Consider the following 16,293-nt stretch of genomic DNA (forward strand, 5'->3'; position numbering starts at 1 on the left):
GTTCTTTCACCTCTTTCTTAGACTTGCCTGAGACTGAGTAAAACGTTGGTGACTCGCTAAACCAAGTGCCAGGTGGTATGAAATTTCATACATCTTGACTTTACAGGAAAAAGTTAAAAAAAGCAAGAGGGGGAAAAGTTTCTCCAGCTACATAACAAAAGAGCCACCAGCTTTTTACAGTTGGTAGCTCTTGGCTGCTTTTAGGCATTGGCGGCGACATAACGAACGAGTTCAGCGGTTTTCTCCCAGCCCAGACATGGGTCGGTGATGGATTTACCAAAGACAGTTTCCCCCGGATTTTGACGGCCATCTTCTAAGTAACTTTCAATCATGAAACCACGAACAACTTTTTTCAATGCTGGATGGTATTGACGGTTAGCTAAAGTTTCTTTAACGATGCGAATTTGTTCCATGTATTGTTTGCCGGAGTTATCGTGGTTCGTGTCCACTACCACAAAAGGATTTTGGTAATTTCCTTTTTCATAAGTGCTGACTACTTTTAGCAAATCTTCGTAGTGATAGTTAGGAACATTTTCATTATGGTCGTTTAAACCGCCTCGTAAAATGACGTGAGCTAACAGATTGGAACTAGACTCCACTTCGGCACCATTGTAAATAAACTCTTGTTTTTGTTGGGCAGCGTGTAGCGAGTTAAATAAGACGCTTAAGTTCCCACTGGTAGGATTTTTCATCCCGGTAGGTTGGTTGATGCCACTGGCTACAAAACGGTGTTGTTGATCCTCGACGGAACGCGCCCCCACGGCAATGTAGCTTAATAAGTCTTCGACAAATTCCAAGTTCTCAGGATAGAGCATTTCATCAGCAGTGGTTAAGCCGGTTTCGGTAATCACTCGTTTGTGTAATTTACGGACGTTGACAATGCCGCTAATTAAATTTACTTCTCCTGTTGGACTTGGTTGGTGCAACATCCCTTTATAGCCATCGCCATTGGTGCGGGGTTTGTTAGTATAAACCCGTGGAACTAAAAAGACTTTGTCCACTACTTCTTTTTGTAAGTCTGCTAGACGGTGAGTGTATTCTAGTACAGCATCTTCATTATCCGCCGAACAAGGGCCGATGATTAGTAAAATCCGTTGGTCTTCCCCTTTAATAATTTTTTCTAATTCAGCGTCCCGGGCTACTTTTTTAGCTAAGGTTGCTTCGTCTAATTTATGAATCGCCCGTACCGTATCCATATTAATTTTTTTACTCAATGCGTTAAAACTCATGTTGCTCTCTCCTTTGCCCTGAGGCCTATTATTTTTCCTAAGCAAAAAAGCCCCGCCCTTTTCCCTAAATAATTAGGGAAAGGACGAGACTGTTAGACTCGTGTTACCACCTTTGTTTGTCAACCTCTCACAAGGCTTACCTTAACAGGTACGTTTTCATACCTTGACCTAAGTTAACGGAGGTCCAACCGGCACAGCCTACTATTTTCGGTGTGCAGTTCAAAGAGGAATTCAGCTGCAGGATGGACGCGCCTCTCATCAACCGGCTACTTTCTTTACCCACGTTACAACGTACTACTTCTTATCATTACTTTTGCTTATCAATGCCTAAATACTAATCATTTCTAGCCCGCTTGTCAACAATTTTTTTTAATTAATAAGGAACGTGAATCATACTATCGGCGGCCAAGACTAATGCTGTTAAAAAATATTCGTCGAATTCGGCTAAGTTTTCTATTTCATAAGTGGCCGAACCGTCGTCAGCGACCTTTTCGATCTTCGCCAAGACCACTCCTCCTTGCCGCAATTCAATTTGGCGCATGGAAAGAATCGGGTACAGTTCATAAGCTACGTGTTGGTTAGTCACTAACATTTGATACGAGTGGGCTACCACTTGTTTAAAATGCCAACGCTCCTCATTGTGACGATAGACGAAGCGCTCTTTGGCCATCCCAGGTTTACGCGTCAAAGTAGCGGACCCCTCCGCCAAATGAAAGGTTTGCGGTAAAATCAAAAAGCCCCCTAGCATGCGATTTAAGATGGGCAAAAAGCTACCTGTTTTAACGGTATAGTGGACTAGTCCGCGTTCTTTCACGGTATACGTATCTCCTAAAGCCGATTTACGCACTACTTGATACACAGTCTACCACCACCTTTCTCTTTCTTTAAATTTTATCATAGCTGCGGAAAAAAATAAGCAAAAGCACTATTTATTCAATACTTTTATGCTAGAATGAAAGGGATTAAAGGAGGAATTGATTAATGCTTACCATGGAGGATATTATTCGGGAAGGCCACCCCACTTTGCGGGCCGTTGCCACCGAAGTGAGTCTACCCTTATCAGAAGAGGACCTACATACTGGAAGTGAGATGCTCACTTTTTTAAAAAATAGCCAAGATCCCGAAATGGCGGAAAAGTTAAACTTAAGAGGGGGTGTTGGCTTAGCCGCTCCTCAAATTAATATTAGTCGCCGCTTCATTGCCTTACACGTGCCAAGCTCTGATGAAAATCAACCGGAGCCAACCTTAAGCACCGTAATGTACAATCCCAAAATTGTTAGCCACTCCGTCCAAGACGCTTGTCTAGCAGATGGCGAAGGCTGTCTCTCGGTGGACCGGGAAGTACCTGGTTACGTCGTACGCCATGCACGAGTTACAGTGAGCTACATCGACAGCAACAACCAAAAACAAAAAGTCAAACTCAAAGGCTACGAAGCCATCGTGGTCCAACATGAAATCGATCATTTAAATGGCGTGATGTTCTACGATCATATTAACGAACAACAACCTTTCGCTTTACAACAAGGCGTCTTAGTTATCGATTAATGAAAAAATAGTACGCAAGGTCACCGACTTTGCGTACTATTTTTTTGTCGTAGTAAACATTCAAAGAACAAGATAAACAGTAACGCATAGCCCGCGCCTAGCAAATTATCGCCGATGCGCAAAACAATCGCCCCCGGCAAACCATACAAGCTACTAGCTAAAAGTAGTGCGCCAAAACAGTTCAACACATTGTTCCAAAAATACGTTGCGGAAAACCCAATGCATAACCCCGCCAATGGTCCCAATAAAAAATGATGCGTCGCTGGCAAAAAGTAAGCAACGATACCAAACAATAAAGAGCCTAACAGCACGCCAAAAACGCGGTGGAACGCCCGTTGTTGTCGGTCACCTTTGACTGGTAGCAACACCGACATGCTGGCATAGCCTAACCAAACGACGCGGGGCAAATGCAGCATTTCGCCAAAGAAAAGTGCGCTACTAACCCCTAGCGCCAAACGCATTTGCCACTGGGATTTTTCTTGGCGCCAATTAAATTCCCCTAACACATCACGCCAATGCAGCTGGCGATCTTTTTCCCGGTGCTTTTGATGCAACACGTGACTGCACAATAAAAAGACCGCAATTAAGCCTAGCCCGCGCAAGACTAACGCGTGTTGGTGCACTGGCGTTTGACTTATAAACAAGTAACTAAAAACATAAATCCCGCCATTGCCCATCATCGGTTCTTTTATCGTTAATAGCAAAATAATAGCCAAGGCTAAAAAGTTCGTCACTAAGCTCCAAAATGGATTAGCCCACAAACTCACGACGCCACCTAAGAACATCAAACCTAAAACCACGGCTAGCGCCAAAATACTTTCAGCGATATGGTAGCCATAGGAGACAAAACGCAGACCGAGCAAAATACAAAAACTCCCCACCGCCACACTACTGTTAGCCGTTCCAAATAACAAAGTGAACAGGCTGATGTAGCTAATCGCAAAGGCAATAACTAAAACACTACGCAAGACAAGTGCCCCCACTAGTTTTCGTTGCTGATGCCGATCTTTCGTTTGCCGAAACGCTTTTTTAAAGCCGCCGGACTAAGTTGTAGCAATTGATACATTCAAAAACCTCATTTCCTGTGTAACGAGCATTGCGGTGAAACATTTTACGCTATTTTACCCAAGATTTCAAACACAAAAAAGTTGACCCTGACCCACCCCGTTTACTAAGAAAAAGAGCGTCTAGCATTTTTTGCCACACGCTCCAGTATTTATTGTAAATAATACGCGACATAGCCAACAACGCCTGCAGCTACAGTTAAAAAAATCGGATTAACGTCCCACTTCAAGTGAAAGAGTAAGGTTACTGCTAAAATCCCCAGCGTTAACCAAGAAATACCACCAGTGAAACCGTTAGGAAAAATCGTTTCTGCCGCTAGCGTAAACGCGACAGCTAAAATTAAGCCAACGGAAGCATTTTTCATGGCTTCCAGTAAGCCATTTAAGTAGATGTTTCCTTGCAAGGTCTCTTCATAGCGCAAAAAAAGTGGCACGAAAATAAAAGAAGGGACCGTCACGGCTAGACTGGCCACCAACCCGCCAATAAAACCGCCAAAAAGCTGGCCTACATACGTGGCTGAGTTAATAGCAATGGGACCTGGCACCAAAAAATCTAAGGCGTTCAAGTCAGCAAATTGCCGCAAGGTTAAGCCAAATTTTTCCCCTTCTTGTAAAATCAAAGGCAGCATGGCATAACCACCACCAAAGCCTAAAAAGCCAATCTTCAAAAAAGAAAGAAATAAACGTAATAACATTAGGCGCCCTCCTTAGTTTGTCTGGGTTGCCGATAAAAAGCTGCCCCTAAGCTGGCTGCAATGACTAAAATCCACGGTACTGAAATTAAATTCCACGCCGCAAAGACAAAAGCAAACAAAGCGATTCCTTTTAAGAGCCACGTCTTTAAGTTAAAACGGGCCACCGTATACGCTGCCGCAAACAAGAAGGCCGCCGATGTCGCCCGAACACCCGTCAAAGCCCACAGGATAGGTCCTTCTTTGGGCATCATTTGATAAAAAGCCGTCGCTAAAGCCATTAAGGTAAACGCTGGGAAAATTGCCCCTAAGCCGGCAAAAAGCATCCCGGCTACGCCATTGGTTCGTTTGCCAATTAGAAAAGCGGTGTTTAGAGCAATCACTCCTGGTAAAGTCTGGGCGATGGCTGCATCTGAATACAATGCTTCTTTTTCCAGCCAGTGACGCTTTTTACACAATTCTTTTTCGATTAAGGGCAACATCGCCATCCCGCCAGAAAACGTCAAGGCTCCAGCGGCAAAATAAATTTTAAATAAAGTCCAATTCTTTTCCAAAATACTTCACTCCCTTAGCGCTATTATCCACCACCTTTCACTTAACAAAAAGGATAAATTTGGTAAACTATAATTAACTAATACATTAACTAAAAAGGAGTGCAACATGAATCATCGTCAATTAGTAGTCTTTTTACAAATTGCCGCCAGTGGTAGTATCAAAAAGGCTGCCGAAACACTTTTTATTTCCCAACCCGCCGTCTCGAAAACCTTAAAAGAATTGGAGACGGAACTAAACACTTTACTATTCGACCGACTTAACGGCCGCATCTACCTCAATAGCGCCGGTAAACTTTTTCAGCAACAAGCCAAAAAATTATTAGCGGACTATCAAGACTTGCTGCAACTTTTTCAAGGTCCCGTGGATGAGATTCCCATTCGCGTAGGTGCTAGCTTGACCTTTGGGGAAACCTTGTTGATTCCGGCACTGCAAAAATTTCAAGAAACATTTCCTCAAACACCCTTGCAAGTGAGTATCACTAATGCTAAAACCGTTTGGGAAAAATTATGGGACAACGAACTTGATGTTGGTTTACTAGCCGGACCCATTACGCAACCGGAGTTTATCAATATCCCTTTACAGCCTTTAAAACTAGTTTTCGTCGGTCAACCAAAATTTTTCCAACAAGAAACCATCACCTTAAGTGCCGTAGCCCAGCTGCCGCTTTTATTGCGGGAAAGCGGCAGTTCTTTTCGTGATAATTTAGAGCAGGCTTTTTTAAAAGGAGGCTTGCCCTTAACTCCTTTGTGGACTAGCGCTTCTACGGAAACTCTATTGCAAGGAGCCGCCGCCGGATTTGGTGTGACCTTGGTACCGGAAACCAAAGAAATTCCCGCTGGTTTATGTAGTGTAGCTCCGGCTGATTTTTCTTTGGCTCATCCCAACTACCTGGTTTATCTAAAAAGTAAAAGCCAGCGTCCTGCGATTCAAGCTTTGGTTGCTACCTTAAGAGAAATCGCTGGTTAAACAAAAAAGCAACAGTCAATCCGTTACGCTTGGTCTTTCCTGACATGAAACCAAGTGTACTGGGTTGCTGTTGCTTTTATTTATTTTTAAACGAGAGATTTCAACAAATCAATATCGATATTCCCACCAGAAACCACGGCTACTGTTTTTTGTCCTTGTAACAAGTGATCGATGGAGCCGCTAAGAATGGCCGCAGTGGTCAAAGCCCCCGCCCCTTCGGCTAATACTTTTTCTTTTTTCAATAAGTACTCGATGGCTGCACGAATTTCATCTTCTTCTACTAAGACCGTTTCATCGATGTAATCTTTTAGAATTTCATAGGTTAATTCACCCGCAAAAGCCACATCGCAGCCGTCCGCTAAAGTACGGTAAGTTCGATTGTGTACGAGCTGATTATTCCAAATGGAACTGATCATCCCGTGAACACCAAAAGATTGCACACCAATCAAATGAATTTCCGGTCGCACTGTCTTCATGGCTAAAGCAATACCGGCAATGAGTCCGCCACCACCAATGGGGACAATTACGTTGTCAACATCGGGCCAGTCCGCCAAAATTTCCGTGCCAATCGTTCCTTGTCCTTCAATCACATCTAGATCATCGAAAGGTGAAATAAAAACTTCACCAGTACGTTCACTTTCCTTTAATGACATTTCTTTCGTTTCATCGAAGTTTTTCCCTACTAAAACTACTTCGGCGCCATAGTTGGCGGTTGCTTCCACCTTCGTTTTAGGCGCTGCTTCCGGCATAAAGATCCGGGCTTTAATCCCCAACATTTTACTAGCTAAGGCCACCCCTTGCGCGTGATTCCCCGCTGAAGCTGCAATCACACCTTTAGCTTTTTCGGTCGGCGTTAATAAACGTAATTTATTATACGCACCACGAAACTTAAAGGAACCTGTCCGTTGAATATTTTCTAATTTTAGACGAATCTCACCAGCTTTTTCACCCGAGAGGATGGAAGATGGAGTTAAGGCAGTGTGGATTGCATACTGGGAAACCGCAGCGTAGACTTCAGCGCGATGCTCAGCATTCAAAGCACGTTCTAAGATAACATTTTCATCTGTAAAACTTTTAGCTAAGACCATAGGGAAACACTCCTTTTCATATTAAACGTCTCTTCGAGGATACTATAACACAATAACTAAGGGTATAAAATGCTAGTCCAGAAAAATTTTTTATTTTGAAAAATAACGAAAACTATCAAAAAAAGAGTGCGACAAGACTTCTGTCACACTCTCCGGATATCTTATGAATGGCTCGCTAGTTTTCTTTTCTGTGCGTCTTGTTCCGCATCTTTCGCTTGGTAAGTTAAAACGGTTCTCCCATCCCCAGTTTTAACTTCGATACCTGCGCGCTTTAGCTCACGGCCAATGGTAGAACGATGACGACCAAGTTTTTTAGCGATTTTGTACAAAGACCAATTATCTCGCAGCGCTTCTTCAATTACTTTGCGCTCCTCCAAAGATAAATGATTAAAGCTCATGAAATCACTCCTATCGAGGCGAAACTCAATTATAAAGTAGCTTCCACTTCTTGACGATACTGTTCAAATTCAGCAGCATTGCCATATACAAAGTGACCAGGAATTACTTCTTTGAATTCTGGTTTGTCTGTTTCGTAATGATGCATTGCTGGATCATAAACAGTTAACTTCTTCCGTTTAGCTAGCAATGGATCAGGAATAGGCACGGCAGACAATAATGCTTTAGTATAAGGATGGAGTGGGTGTCTAAATAATTCTTCCGTTTCAGCCAACTCAAGAATCCGTCCAGAACGAATAACTGCAATCCGGTCAGAGATAAAGCGAACAACAGACAAGTCATGCGCTACGAATAAGTAAGTTAGGCCATTTTCTCGTTGGAATTTTTTCAAAAGGTTTAAGACTTGGGCCCGAATGGAAACATCCAAGGCTGAGATTGGTTCGTCAGCAACGATTAGTTCCGGTTGCATAATTAAGGCGCGGGCAATCCCAATCCGTTGACGTTGACCCCCAGAAAATTCATGGGGATAACGATACATATGCTCCGGTAACAAGCCCACTTCCGTAATCATTTCTTCTACTTGCTTCAAACGATCTTCTTCATTTTTAAACAAGTGGAAGTTGTATAAACCTTCTGAAACGATATATTCGACAGTAGCCCGTTCATTCAAGGAGGCAGATGGATCTTGGAAAATCATTTGAATTTTCCGAATCACATCAGCTTGTTCCTTTTTATTTAGTTTGCCATTGATTTTTTTACCTTCAAAAAGGATGTCCCCTTTACTGGTGGGATTCAATCCGTTAACTGCGCGACCGATTGTCGTCTTACCAGAACCAGATTCTCCTACCAAAGAAAAAGTTTCTCCTTTATAAATATCGAAGTTTACATCTTGTACAGCGACAAAACGCTTTTTGCCTTCACCAAAAGCAATTTCTAAGTCTTTAATGGATAGTAATACTTCACGATTATTTGCCACTAGCCAAGTCCCCTCCTTCGTAGAAGCTCTGAGTAATTTCATGTTTGGACAATTCTAAGAAACGTTCATGAAGATTTTGAATCAACTCAGGTTTCTCGGCATGAGGTGCCCGTGGATCCATTAACCAAGTTTTAGCATAATGGCTGTCAGACACTTTAAACATGGGTGGTTCTTCCTTAAAGTCGATTTCCATCGCATAAGGATTCCGTGGTGCAAAAGCATCACCAATCACATCATGATACAAAGAAGGCGGTGTCCCAGGAATAGAGAACAAGTCGCCCCCTCTTTCTCCTAATTGTGGTAAGGAAGAAAGTAGGCTCCAAGTATATGGATGTTTTGGATTGTAGAAGATATCTTCTACGGTACCTGTTTCAATAATTTGGCCCGCATACATTACGGCTACCCGATCAGCAATGGCCGCCACCACTCCTAAATCATGAGTGATGAAAATTGTTGTAAATTGAAATTCTTCTTGCAACTCTTTAATCAAGTCCAAAATTTGCGCTTGAATAGTTACATCTAAAGCCGTTGTTGGCTCATCGCAAATTAAAATCTTTGGCCGACAAGCTAGAGCAATGGCGATAACAATCCGTTGCCGCATCCCCCCAGAATATTGGAAAGGATACTCATTGTATCGTTTATCAGCATTAGGAATACCTGTACGACTCATTAAATCAATTGCAATCTGTTTGGCTTCTTTTTTGGAAGCGCCATGGTGCTTGACGATTACTTCTGAGATTTGGGAACCAATCGTTTTAATCGGGTTTAGTGAGGTCATGGGATCTTGGAAAATCGTTGCGATTTCTTTTCCTCGAATACCATCCCATTCTTTATCTTTCTTTAAATCACTGAGAATTTTACCATTATATTCAATTCTACCTTCAGGAATATAGCCGTTAGACTCTAACATTCCTGTAAACGTTTTGGTCAATACAGACTTTCCTGAACCGGACTCCCCTACAATCGCTAAGGTTTCAGATTCTCTTAATTCAAGGGAAACATTACGAATCGCTTTTAATACGCGTTTACGCACCTTGAAATTGACGGAAAGATTTTCTGCTTTTAAAATGATCTTTTCAGCCACAATTCTTCCTCCTTATTGGTGAGTTCTCGGATCAGTAGCATCAGCTAAGGTTTGTCCCACGATATAAAGAGAGATAGAAACCACGGCCAAGACCGCTACTGGAATCCAGAATAAATATGGTTTATTGCTTAAGTTAGCACTGTAATTAGAAATAACACGGCCAAGGGAAGGAACATCAGCACTTAGCCCAACACCTAAGAAGGATAGGAAAGTTTCATAAGAAATATAACTTGGTAAAGAACGCGAAATATCCGTTACAATAACTGAAGTTAAATACGGTAAAATATTGCGGAAAATTAAGCGCCCTGTTGGGGTTCCTAAAGTCCGTGAGGCCAAGTTGTATTCTTGGTCACGACGAATCATTACTTGGACCCGAATAAAGTAGGCCATCCCCATCCAGCCAGTTACTGTCATGGCAAAAAGTAAGTTGCCAAAACCAGAACCCAAGCTATAGGAAAGCACGATAACGATTAAGAGCATTGGCACGTTAGTAACCACGTTATAAACTTCCAACATGATACGGTCAAATTTTTTCGAACTCCCCCAGATAGCCCCAACAATAATTCCGATGACGGAATTAATTAACGTTGCTAAAACGGAAATCGAAATCGAAGTCCGTGCACCTGCCCAGACAGCATCAAACAAAGAGTTCCCATTACCATCTGTTCCAAACCAAAACTTTAAGCTAGGTGAATTAAAACGGCGCGTTAAGTCGTTGACATAGGTATTATCCATAAAATCATAACCACTAAACATCGGTTGAATAAAACTCATTAAAAGGACAACTAGCATGACAATCAACATGGTAATGGCAGTCTTACTGGAGAAAAATTGCCGCATTACTGAACGCCAGTAAGAGTAAGTAGGGGCATCAATTTTTTCAGAAGCCAACTGATCGACTTTGACAAATTTAAACCCATCAGAATTGGTATTTTTTGTTTCTTCCATTTCTAATTATCCCCCTTACCACTAGCTAATTTAACACGTGGGTCAGCAAGTGTTACTGCAATATCCCCAAGTAAAACTGAGAAAACTGAAACCGTTGTAAAGATAAAGACAATCCCAATAACAACCGGGTTATTATACTTCAAAATAGCATCTGGTAACATTTTACCCATCCCAGGTACAATGAAGATGGATTCAGTGATGGTTGCCCCACCAATTGCCCCAATGATACTACCTGGCACCCCATTGACAATAGGAATGAAGGCATTTTTGAAGATGTGCCGCCGTGAAATTTCAGCGCTGTTTAAGCCTTTTGCCTTAGCAAACTTCACATAATCAGCTGATTGTTGGTCAATCATATAGCGTCGAACCCAGATAACCATACCGGAAACCCCTAACAGCCCTAAAATAACTGTTGGCATAATATATGAGCGGATATCCCCAGCGCCTAAAACTTGATAATTATCTGGCAAGTTAAAGAGACTTTTTCCTAAGTAGCGGAAGAAGTAGATAAACGCCAAACTAGGTGTGGCAATTAAAATAGTGATGACTGCGACCCCAATCCGATCTGGCAAGCGATTTTTAAAGCGGGCCATTAAGATAGAGGAAGGAATGGCAATTAAATACGTAATAATTACAGCGACAAAACCAATTTTAAAAGAAGTTCCCATCATGGAAGAGTCGGCATAGTTACTTTTAGCAGTTGTGTAGTTATCACCAAACTTTTTAGCATCATTTTCATTTAGTTTGCTGGTTTGGGTGTATTGTAATGAGCCTAATTCTAAAGAAGAATTTTGCTTTTCACCATTAGGGAAAGTCACTTCACTACTTACCGTTCTTCCTTGACCTCCAGTGATTACATCTGATACAGGAATTCCGGCATATGTTGGATAAGAAGTCCCTAGATCAACATGCAAAATATTTTGATGAATGAAAGGGAAACTAGAATCAAAATAAATTAAGTATTTGTATTGTGTGCCAGAGCCTACCAATGACCACCCCATCAATGGATCATTCGTAATTTTAATGGACCGTTTTAAGCCTGGATTATCGGAGTCTTTAACCTTCCAAGGATGGTCAATGTGAATTAAGTTAGAATAGAAACGCCATACCCGTGTTAATAGCGATACTTCTCTGGTTGCGTAAAACTGTTTACTCTGTTTATATTCGCTAATGGTCCAACCATTTTCTTTCGCCCATTTTTCGTAAATAGTTTTATTTTCTTTTGTACCTTCAACGGTAACTTCCGGATAATCTTTACTTGCAGCTTCTTGCAACTTTTTAGAGTTGTAAAAGTCAATGTAAGCCATCTTATCGTAAGCGGTATTTTTGTAATCCACCATTTTGTCAGGTTGAGCCTGTAGTTTACTTACCATTGCATCACCTTTAAAAATGGACCGTCTAGGAACAAGCGAATAGATGATGGCATAGGTCAGTGTAGTAACCAAAAAGATGCTAATAATTGAACGGATAATTCTAAAAAAGAGATACTTTTTCACATTTTCGCCTCCTATATAAATAAGTGAAAAGGCTAGCGATTAGACTAGCCTTTTCACCAGTAATCCAATGAACTATTTAGAAGAATCAGCAGCTGCTGCTTCTTTAGACTTAATTCTTTCAGCTTCCCATTTTTCTTTAGCAGCATTGTATTCGTCAGCAGAGATGACCGTATCGGTAACTTTCATATACTTCATCTTGTTAGAAGCAATACCAGCCCAACCGTAAGCACCAGAGAATGGTTGAACTTTTGTTAAACGAGCGGCACCGCCATCAGCCTGTACAGGGATTTGGATAGCCGCATCCAACAACCAAGCTTCAGCTTTAGCATAGGCTGTGTAACGAGCATCTAAATCATCAGTAATAGCATTAGCAGCATTTAATAAGGAATCATAATCTTCAAAACCAACAGCCGCAATAGCATCAGCTGATGGATTAGCAGCACCTTCTTCAACCGCAACATCGGAGAAAATTCCGATAGCATTGGTCATGTCACCAGTGTGACTGTTATAAATATTCAAGTAAGTGGAAGGATCGTTGTAATCAGGACCCCAACCAGAAGCAGAAGATAAGTCATAGTCAACCGCATCTGGTGTTGTTGCGTAGTAACCAGTATTTTGGTAAGTATCTTGATCTTCCAATTGTAAATCGACGACTACATTGTCTGCACCAAGGGATTCTTCAACAGATTGTTTAAAGGATTTAGCTTGGTTTACCATATACTCAATATCTTGCATAACTGGCAAGTCTAAGTGAATTGGGAATTCAACGCCTTCAGCAGTTAAAGCTTCTTTCGCTTTTTCAATTAATTCTTTAGCAGTGTCCTTATTGTAATAAGCATCGTGCCCGTCAGTTAAATCAAGGCCATCAAAGACTGGGTTTAAAGCACCTAGTTCTTCAGCAACAACGGTGTTGTAGTCTTTATCGCCAATGGCTAAGAAACCATTTGGAATTAAAGCATTCCGTAAAGGAACCGTAGCACCATCTTCACCATAACGTTGTGCCAAGTAGTTCTTTTTATCAAAGGCAAATTGGATGGATTGACGGAATTCTTTGTTTAAGATAGCTTTCTTTGTATCTTCTTTTTGCTTGTCAGAAGTTTTAGAAGTGTGTTCGTAAGTACCACGATTTAAGTTAAATTGGAAGTTAAAGGTTGAACCACCAGTCAAGGAAGTCGTGATGTCATCACCATATTCTTTTTCAATGTCAGCATAACCTGGGTCATTAGGGAACAATGGCGTTACAGCGTTAGTACCATCTTTAAAGGCCTCAAATAATGAATTCGTATCTTTACCATCAAAGTAAGTTAACTTGATATCATCAATGAAGACATTATCTTTGTCCCAGTATGAAGGATTTTTTTCATATTCGAGAACTGAGCTTGCTGTATAGTTTTTCAATAAGAAAGCACCATTATACCAGATACCATCTTGTGTAGGTGAACCGAAGTTATCTCCTAATTCATCTAAAGCACCTTGAGAAACTGGATAAAGGATACCGTAAGTTGTAATATCATTCCAATAAGGCATTGCCGCAGTTAACGTATAAGTTAACGTTCCAGCTTCGTCATCAGCTTTAACCCCAACTGTACCAAAATCTGTTGATTTACCGTTAACGTAGTCATCTAACCCAGCAATTCTACTTTGAACAATAGACAAGGTTTCTGATTCAGAATCGGCAGCATGTTTCAAGCCTGTTACCCAGTCAGAAGGTAACACATCGGCTTTTTCATTGCCTTCGTAGTCAACCCATTTTGCACCATCACGAATGTGGTAAGTGTAAGTTAAACCATCATCAGATACTTCATAGCTTTCAGCCAAAGCTGGAATCACGTTACCATATTGGTCGTTTTCCATTAAGCCATCAACGAAGTTTGTGTAGACGTTACTGTTTGTATTCCGCATTGAAAATACGTAGTCAAATGAGTTAGGATCTGTTTGAAAAATATAATTGTAAGAATTGACTAACTTACTTTCACCTGATGTTCCTGTGCTTGAATCGCTGTCTTTTTTTCCACCACAAGCGGCTAATACAAGTGTGGATAAAAGCAATACCCCAGCGGTTGCTAAAACTTTCTTTCTAGTTTGCATGTGCATACCTCCAAATTCACTTTTTCTCTACAAATGGAATAGATCGAATTAAAGATTACTCATTTGAGATTGAAAAAATCATAACAGAAAAAACACATCTCGTCAATAACTTCAGCAAATTTATCGCGAATTGTCAGATAACAATTAGGAATTGCATAATATGTATATTTAATAAATTATCTAAAAATTCTACGCAATTTTATTCATTTTGTCTTTATGATTATATCAAGCTCTTGAAAGCGTTAACTTCAATTGCAACGCCTTTTTATTTTGTTTATTTATTTAAAGTAATATACAGTATTTTTTGAGAAGTTGCATTTTGAAATCGGCATAAAATAACAAAAAATCAGAAATGCGACTAGTTGCACTTAAAAAAAATGCGAATTTTTTTCTTTTTTTTCTTTAATCTTTGAAAGTGACGACGTTTTCAGGAGAGAATTTTCTGATTTTTGTGTGAAACTTTGATGTTCTTTTATAGTTTGTCGTTGCAATTCTAGTTGAAAATTAGTAAGCGTTCCTAATTACTGTGAGGAGCCTTAGATTATTCGAAATTTTTACTTTGCGTATTTTTTCACGAATTTTATTTTTTCCTTCTATATAAGGAAGCAAACCTTTATCATAAGCCCTATAAAAAAAGAGACCTAACAGGCCTCAGCTAAAATTAGCTACTTCACTCTGTTTTTCTTAAAAAGTTTGATAATCGTCAGGATGAACATGCTCACGACGCCGATAGCAAAAAGATACAGTGTAACTCCAGCAAAGTAGCTGACCGTTTCTAAAACATTCCAGATGGAGCCGAAATATAAGTCGGCAAAGGTTCGAATAGTCAAATAGAGCACTACAAGAAATTCTAAGGTAGCAAAAATTAGCCCCGTTACGTTCCACAATTTTTTTGATTGAAACGCGGTGAAGCCGACAATCCATGGCGTAATTAAAAATAAGCCCAGGACCACGATAAAAACGGCTGTGTTTTCACTACCGTAAAAAATGGCATTGTAGAGGAGAGAAAAGACACTACTTCCCCCAATCAAGGGTAGATAAATAAAGCCTGGCAAAATTACGCCTACAAAAGCCAACACAGCAGCGAGGAGTAACGGAATCCTAATTCCCCATTTTCTCATGACAACTTTCTCGGTTTGTTCTGCTCTTATTTGTGTTGGTGGCGTTGGGGCAACAGCAGCACTCTCTCTAGATAAATCATTAGCAATACGCTCTCCAAAATTGGTACAAAATCTCACTGGTATGTGATGTTACGCTCCGCAATGGCTACAATTTTTCCCTAAACCCTGATTGACAAAATTTTCTTCCATGGTATCCCTCTTTTCCAAATGGCAACATTTTAATTATCATCTAATACATTTCAAATCTCAACAATTATTTTTATTTTCTCGGGAGCAAAACACACCAAAAAGAGCAGGTGTCTTTGCCTCAGCAAAGATACCTGCTCTCTGATAAAATTATAATTATTAAGCTGGATCGATATTTGGTGCTTTCCCCTGTGTTGCTTGCAACATCCAGATATTTTTTTCTACGATAGTTTTAGCACCAATTAAAATATCGTTAGTCACGTCGTCGCCTTCTTCAGCAGAAGCTTCGATGCCTTCTTGATATTTATCAGCGATATAGCGGAAAATTTCCACCACATGAGCTAAGTGGTCGTTTATGTCTTTAGCGTAAGAACCTTTTTCACTCTTGATTCCTGTATGCTCAATGAATTCTTCCATCGTGGAATAAGGAGCACCATCTAACGTAATCAAACGTTCAGAGATTTCATCAAGGTCGCCGTTCAATTGATCCATGTAGTCGTCCATCAAAGGATGTAAACGCATGAAGCTTGTGCCCCGCATATACCAATGCGCTTGGTGAATCACAACAACCGCTTGGGAAAGATCCGCTACCAATTGATTTAAAATTTCTTTTGTTTTTTCATACTTCATCTCAAAGCCCTCCTAAGTTATCTTTATTACAATTAAAATTGTAGCAAAGAAGGTATCATTTGTAAAAGGAAAAGGGCTAAATGAAACTGTTTATCAATTAGCTTTTTGTATTCTCAATTATCTAAAAATTAAAACACGACACAAATTTTTATGGGTCTATGATATCTGGTGTTGTTACACAGAAATGTGTAGGAACACCAATATTTTTTTACACAAAAAGACATCTGGT

Annotated in this window: 16 protein-coding genes; 2 read left to right on the forward strand and 14 right to left on the reverse strand. The window is 40.5% G+C overall.

Translation table 11 applies throughout. The features are described 5' to 3' along the window. Nucleotides 1-200: 200 nt before the first annotated feature. Complete coding sequence (locus FFM57_RS01760; protein WP_137598806.1) at nt 201-1,229, reverse strand: 3-deoxy-7-phosphoheptulonate synthase; 1,029 nt, start codon at nt 1,227-1,229, stop codon at nt 201-203. Between the two features lie 373 nt (nt 1,230-1,602). Further along, nucleotides 1,603-2,088: a hypothetical protein gene (locus tag FFM57_RS01765; RefSeq protein WP_137598807.1), complete on the reverse strand. Its 486-nt coding sequence runs from the start codon at nt 2,086-2,088 to the stop codon at nt 1,603-1,605. Between the two features lie 122 nt (nt 2,089-2,210). Between FFM57_RS01765 and def the strand changes: the two genes are divergently transcribed. After that, nucleotides 2,211-2,774, forward strand: a complete 564-nt coding sequence (def, locus tag FFM57_RS01770; RefSeq protein WP_137598808.1) for a peptide deformylase — start codon at nt 2,211-2,213, stop codon at nt 2,772-2,774. A gap of 20 nt (nt 2,775-2,794) precedes the next feature. Here def and FFM57_RS01775 read toward each other — a convergent pair whose 3' ends face one another. The 3 genes from FFM57_RS01775 to FFM57_RS01785 all read right to left on the reverse strand — a co-directional run bounded on the left by FFM57_RS01775 (nt 2,795) and on the right by FFM57_RS01785 (nt 5,084). Next, nucleotides 2,795-3,742 (reverse strand): FUSC family protein, encoded by a 948-nt coding sequence (locus FFM57_RS01775; protein ID WP_137598809.1) that lies wholly within the window; start codon nt 3,740-3,742, stop codon nt 2,795-2,797. A gap of 248 nt (nt 3,743-3,990) precedes the next feature. Further along, on the reverse strand, nt 3,991-4,533 hold the full coding sequence (locus FFM57_RS01780) for a chromate transporter (RefSeq protein WP_137598810.1): 543 nt from the start codon (nt 4,531-4,533) through the stop codon (nt 3,991-3,993). Then, nucleotides 4,533-5,084, reverse strand: coding sequence for a chromate transporter (locus tag FFM57_RS01785; protein ID WP_170999847.1), 552 nt, complete (start codon nt 5,082-5,084; stop codon nt 4,533-4,535). Before FFM57_RS01785 ends, FFM57_RS01780 begins: the two co-directional genes overlap by 1 nt. Before the next feature lie 106 nt (nt 5,085-5,190). Here FFM57_RS01785 and FFM57_RS01790 point away from each other — a divergent pair, with 106 nt between their 5' ends. After that, a complete protein-coding gene (locus FFM57_RS01790) occupies nt 5,191-6,051 on the forward strand; it encodes a LysR family transcriptional regulator (RefSeq protein ID WP_137598812.1) in 861 nt (286 codons plus the stop codon). Between the two features lie 86 nt (nt 6,052-6,137). On the opposite strand, the gene FFM57_RS01795 is transcribed toward FFM57_RS01790, so the two are convergent. From FFM57_RS01795 to FFM57_RS01835, 9 genes are all read right to left on the reverse strand, one after another. Continuing rightward, nucleotides 6,138-7,139, reverse strand: a complete 1,002-nt coding sequence (locus FFM57_RS01795; protein WP_137598813.1) for a pyridoxal-phosphate dependent enzyme — start codon at nt 7,137-7,139, stop codon at nt 6,138-6,140. A 161-nt stretch (nt 7,140-7,300) separates the two neighbouring features. Next, nucleotides 7,301-7,537, reverse strand: a complete 237-nt coding sequence (locus FFM57_RS01800; RefSeq protein ID WP_137598814.1) for a helix-turn-helix domain-containing protein — start codon at nt 7,535-7,537, stop codon at nt 7,301-7,303. Between the two features lie 29 nt (nt 7,538-7,566). After that, a complete protein-coding gene (locus FFM57_RS01805; protein WP_137598815.1) occupies nt 7,567-8,511 on the reverse strand; it encodes an ATP-binding cassette domain-containing protein in 945 nt (314 codons plus the stop codon). Continuing rightward, the gene (locus tag FFM57_RS01810; protein ID WP_137598816.1) at nt 8,501-9,595 is read right to left on the reverse strand and encodes an ABC transporter ATP-binding protein; all 1,095 of its coding nucleotides are present in this window, start codon (nt 9,593-9,595) and stop codon (nt 8,501-8,503) included. Before FFM57_RS01810 ends, FFM57_RS01805 begins: the two co-directional genes overlap by 11 nt. Before the next feature lie 12 nt (nt 9,596-9,607). Further along, nucleotides 9,608-10,543, reverse strand: a complete 936-nt coding sequence (gene oppC / locus FFM57_RS01815; protein ID WP_137598817.1) for an oligopeptide ABC transporter permease OppC — start codon at nt 10,541-10,543, stop codon at nt 9,608-9,610. Between the two features lie 2 nt (nt 10,544-10,545). After that, entirely contained in the window at nt 10,546-12,039 is a 1,494-nt protein-coding gene (locus FFM57_RS01820; protein ID WP_137598818.1) for an ABC transporter permease, read from the reverse strand. A gap of 72 nt (nt 12,040-12,111) precedes the next feature. Next, complete coding sequence (locus tag FFM57_RS01825; protein ID WP_137598819.1) at nt 12,112-14,127, reverse strand: peptide ABC transporter substrate-binding protein; 2,016 nt, start codon at nt 14,125-14,127, stop codon at nt 12,112-12,114. A gap of 665 nt (nt 14,128-14,792) precedes the next feature. Continuing rightward, nucleotides 14,793-15,248, reverse strand: a complete 456-nt coding sequence (locus FFM57_RS01830; protein ID WP_137598820.1) for a hypothetical protein — start codon at nt 15,246-15,248, stop codon at nt 14,793-14,795. 345 nt (nt 15,249-15,593) lie between these two features. After that, nucleotides 15,594-16,064 carry a Dps family protein gene (locus tag FFM57_RS01835; protein WP_137598821.1) on the reverse strand — a complete coding sequence of 157 codons (471 nt, stop codon included), beginning with the start codon at nt 16,062-16,064 and terminating at the stop codon, nt 15,594-15,596. Nucleotides 16,065-16,293 lie beyond the last annotated feature (229 nt).

This window comes from Enterococcus nangangensis, assembly GCF_005405245.1.
In the GTDB taxonomy this organism is placed as follows: domain Bacteria; phylum Bacillota; class Bacilli; order Lactobacillales; family Enterococcaceae; genus Enterococcus_J; species Enterococcus_J nangangensis.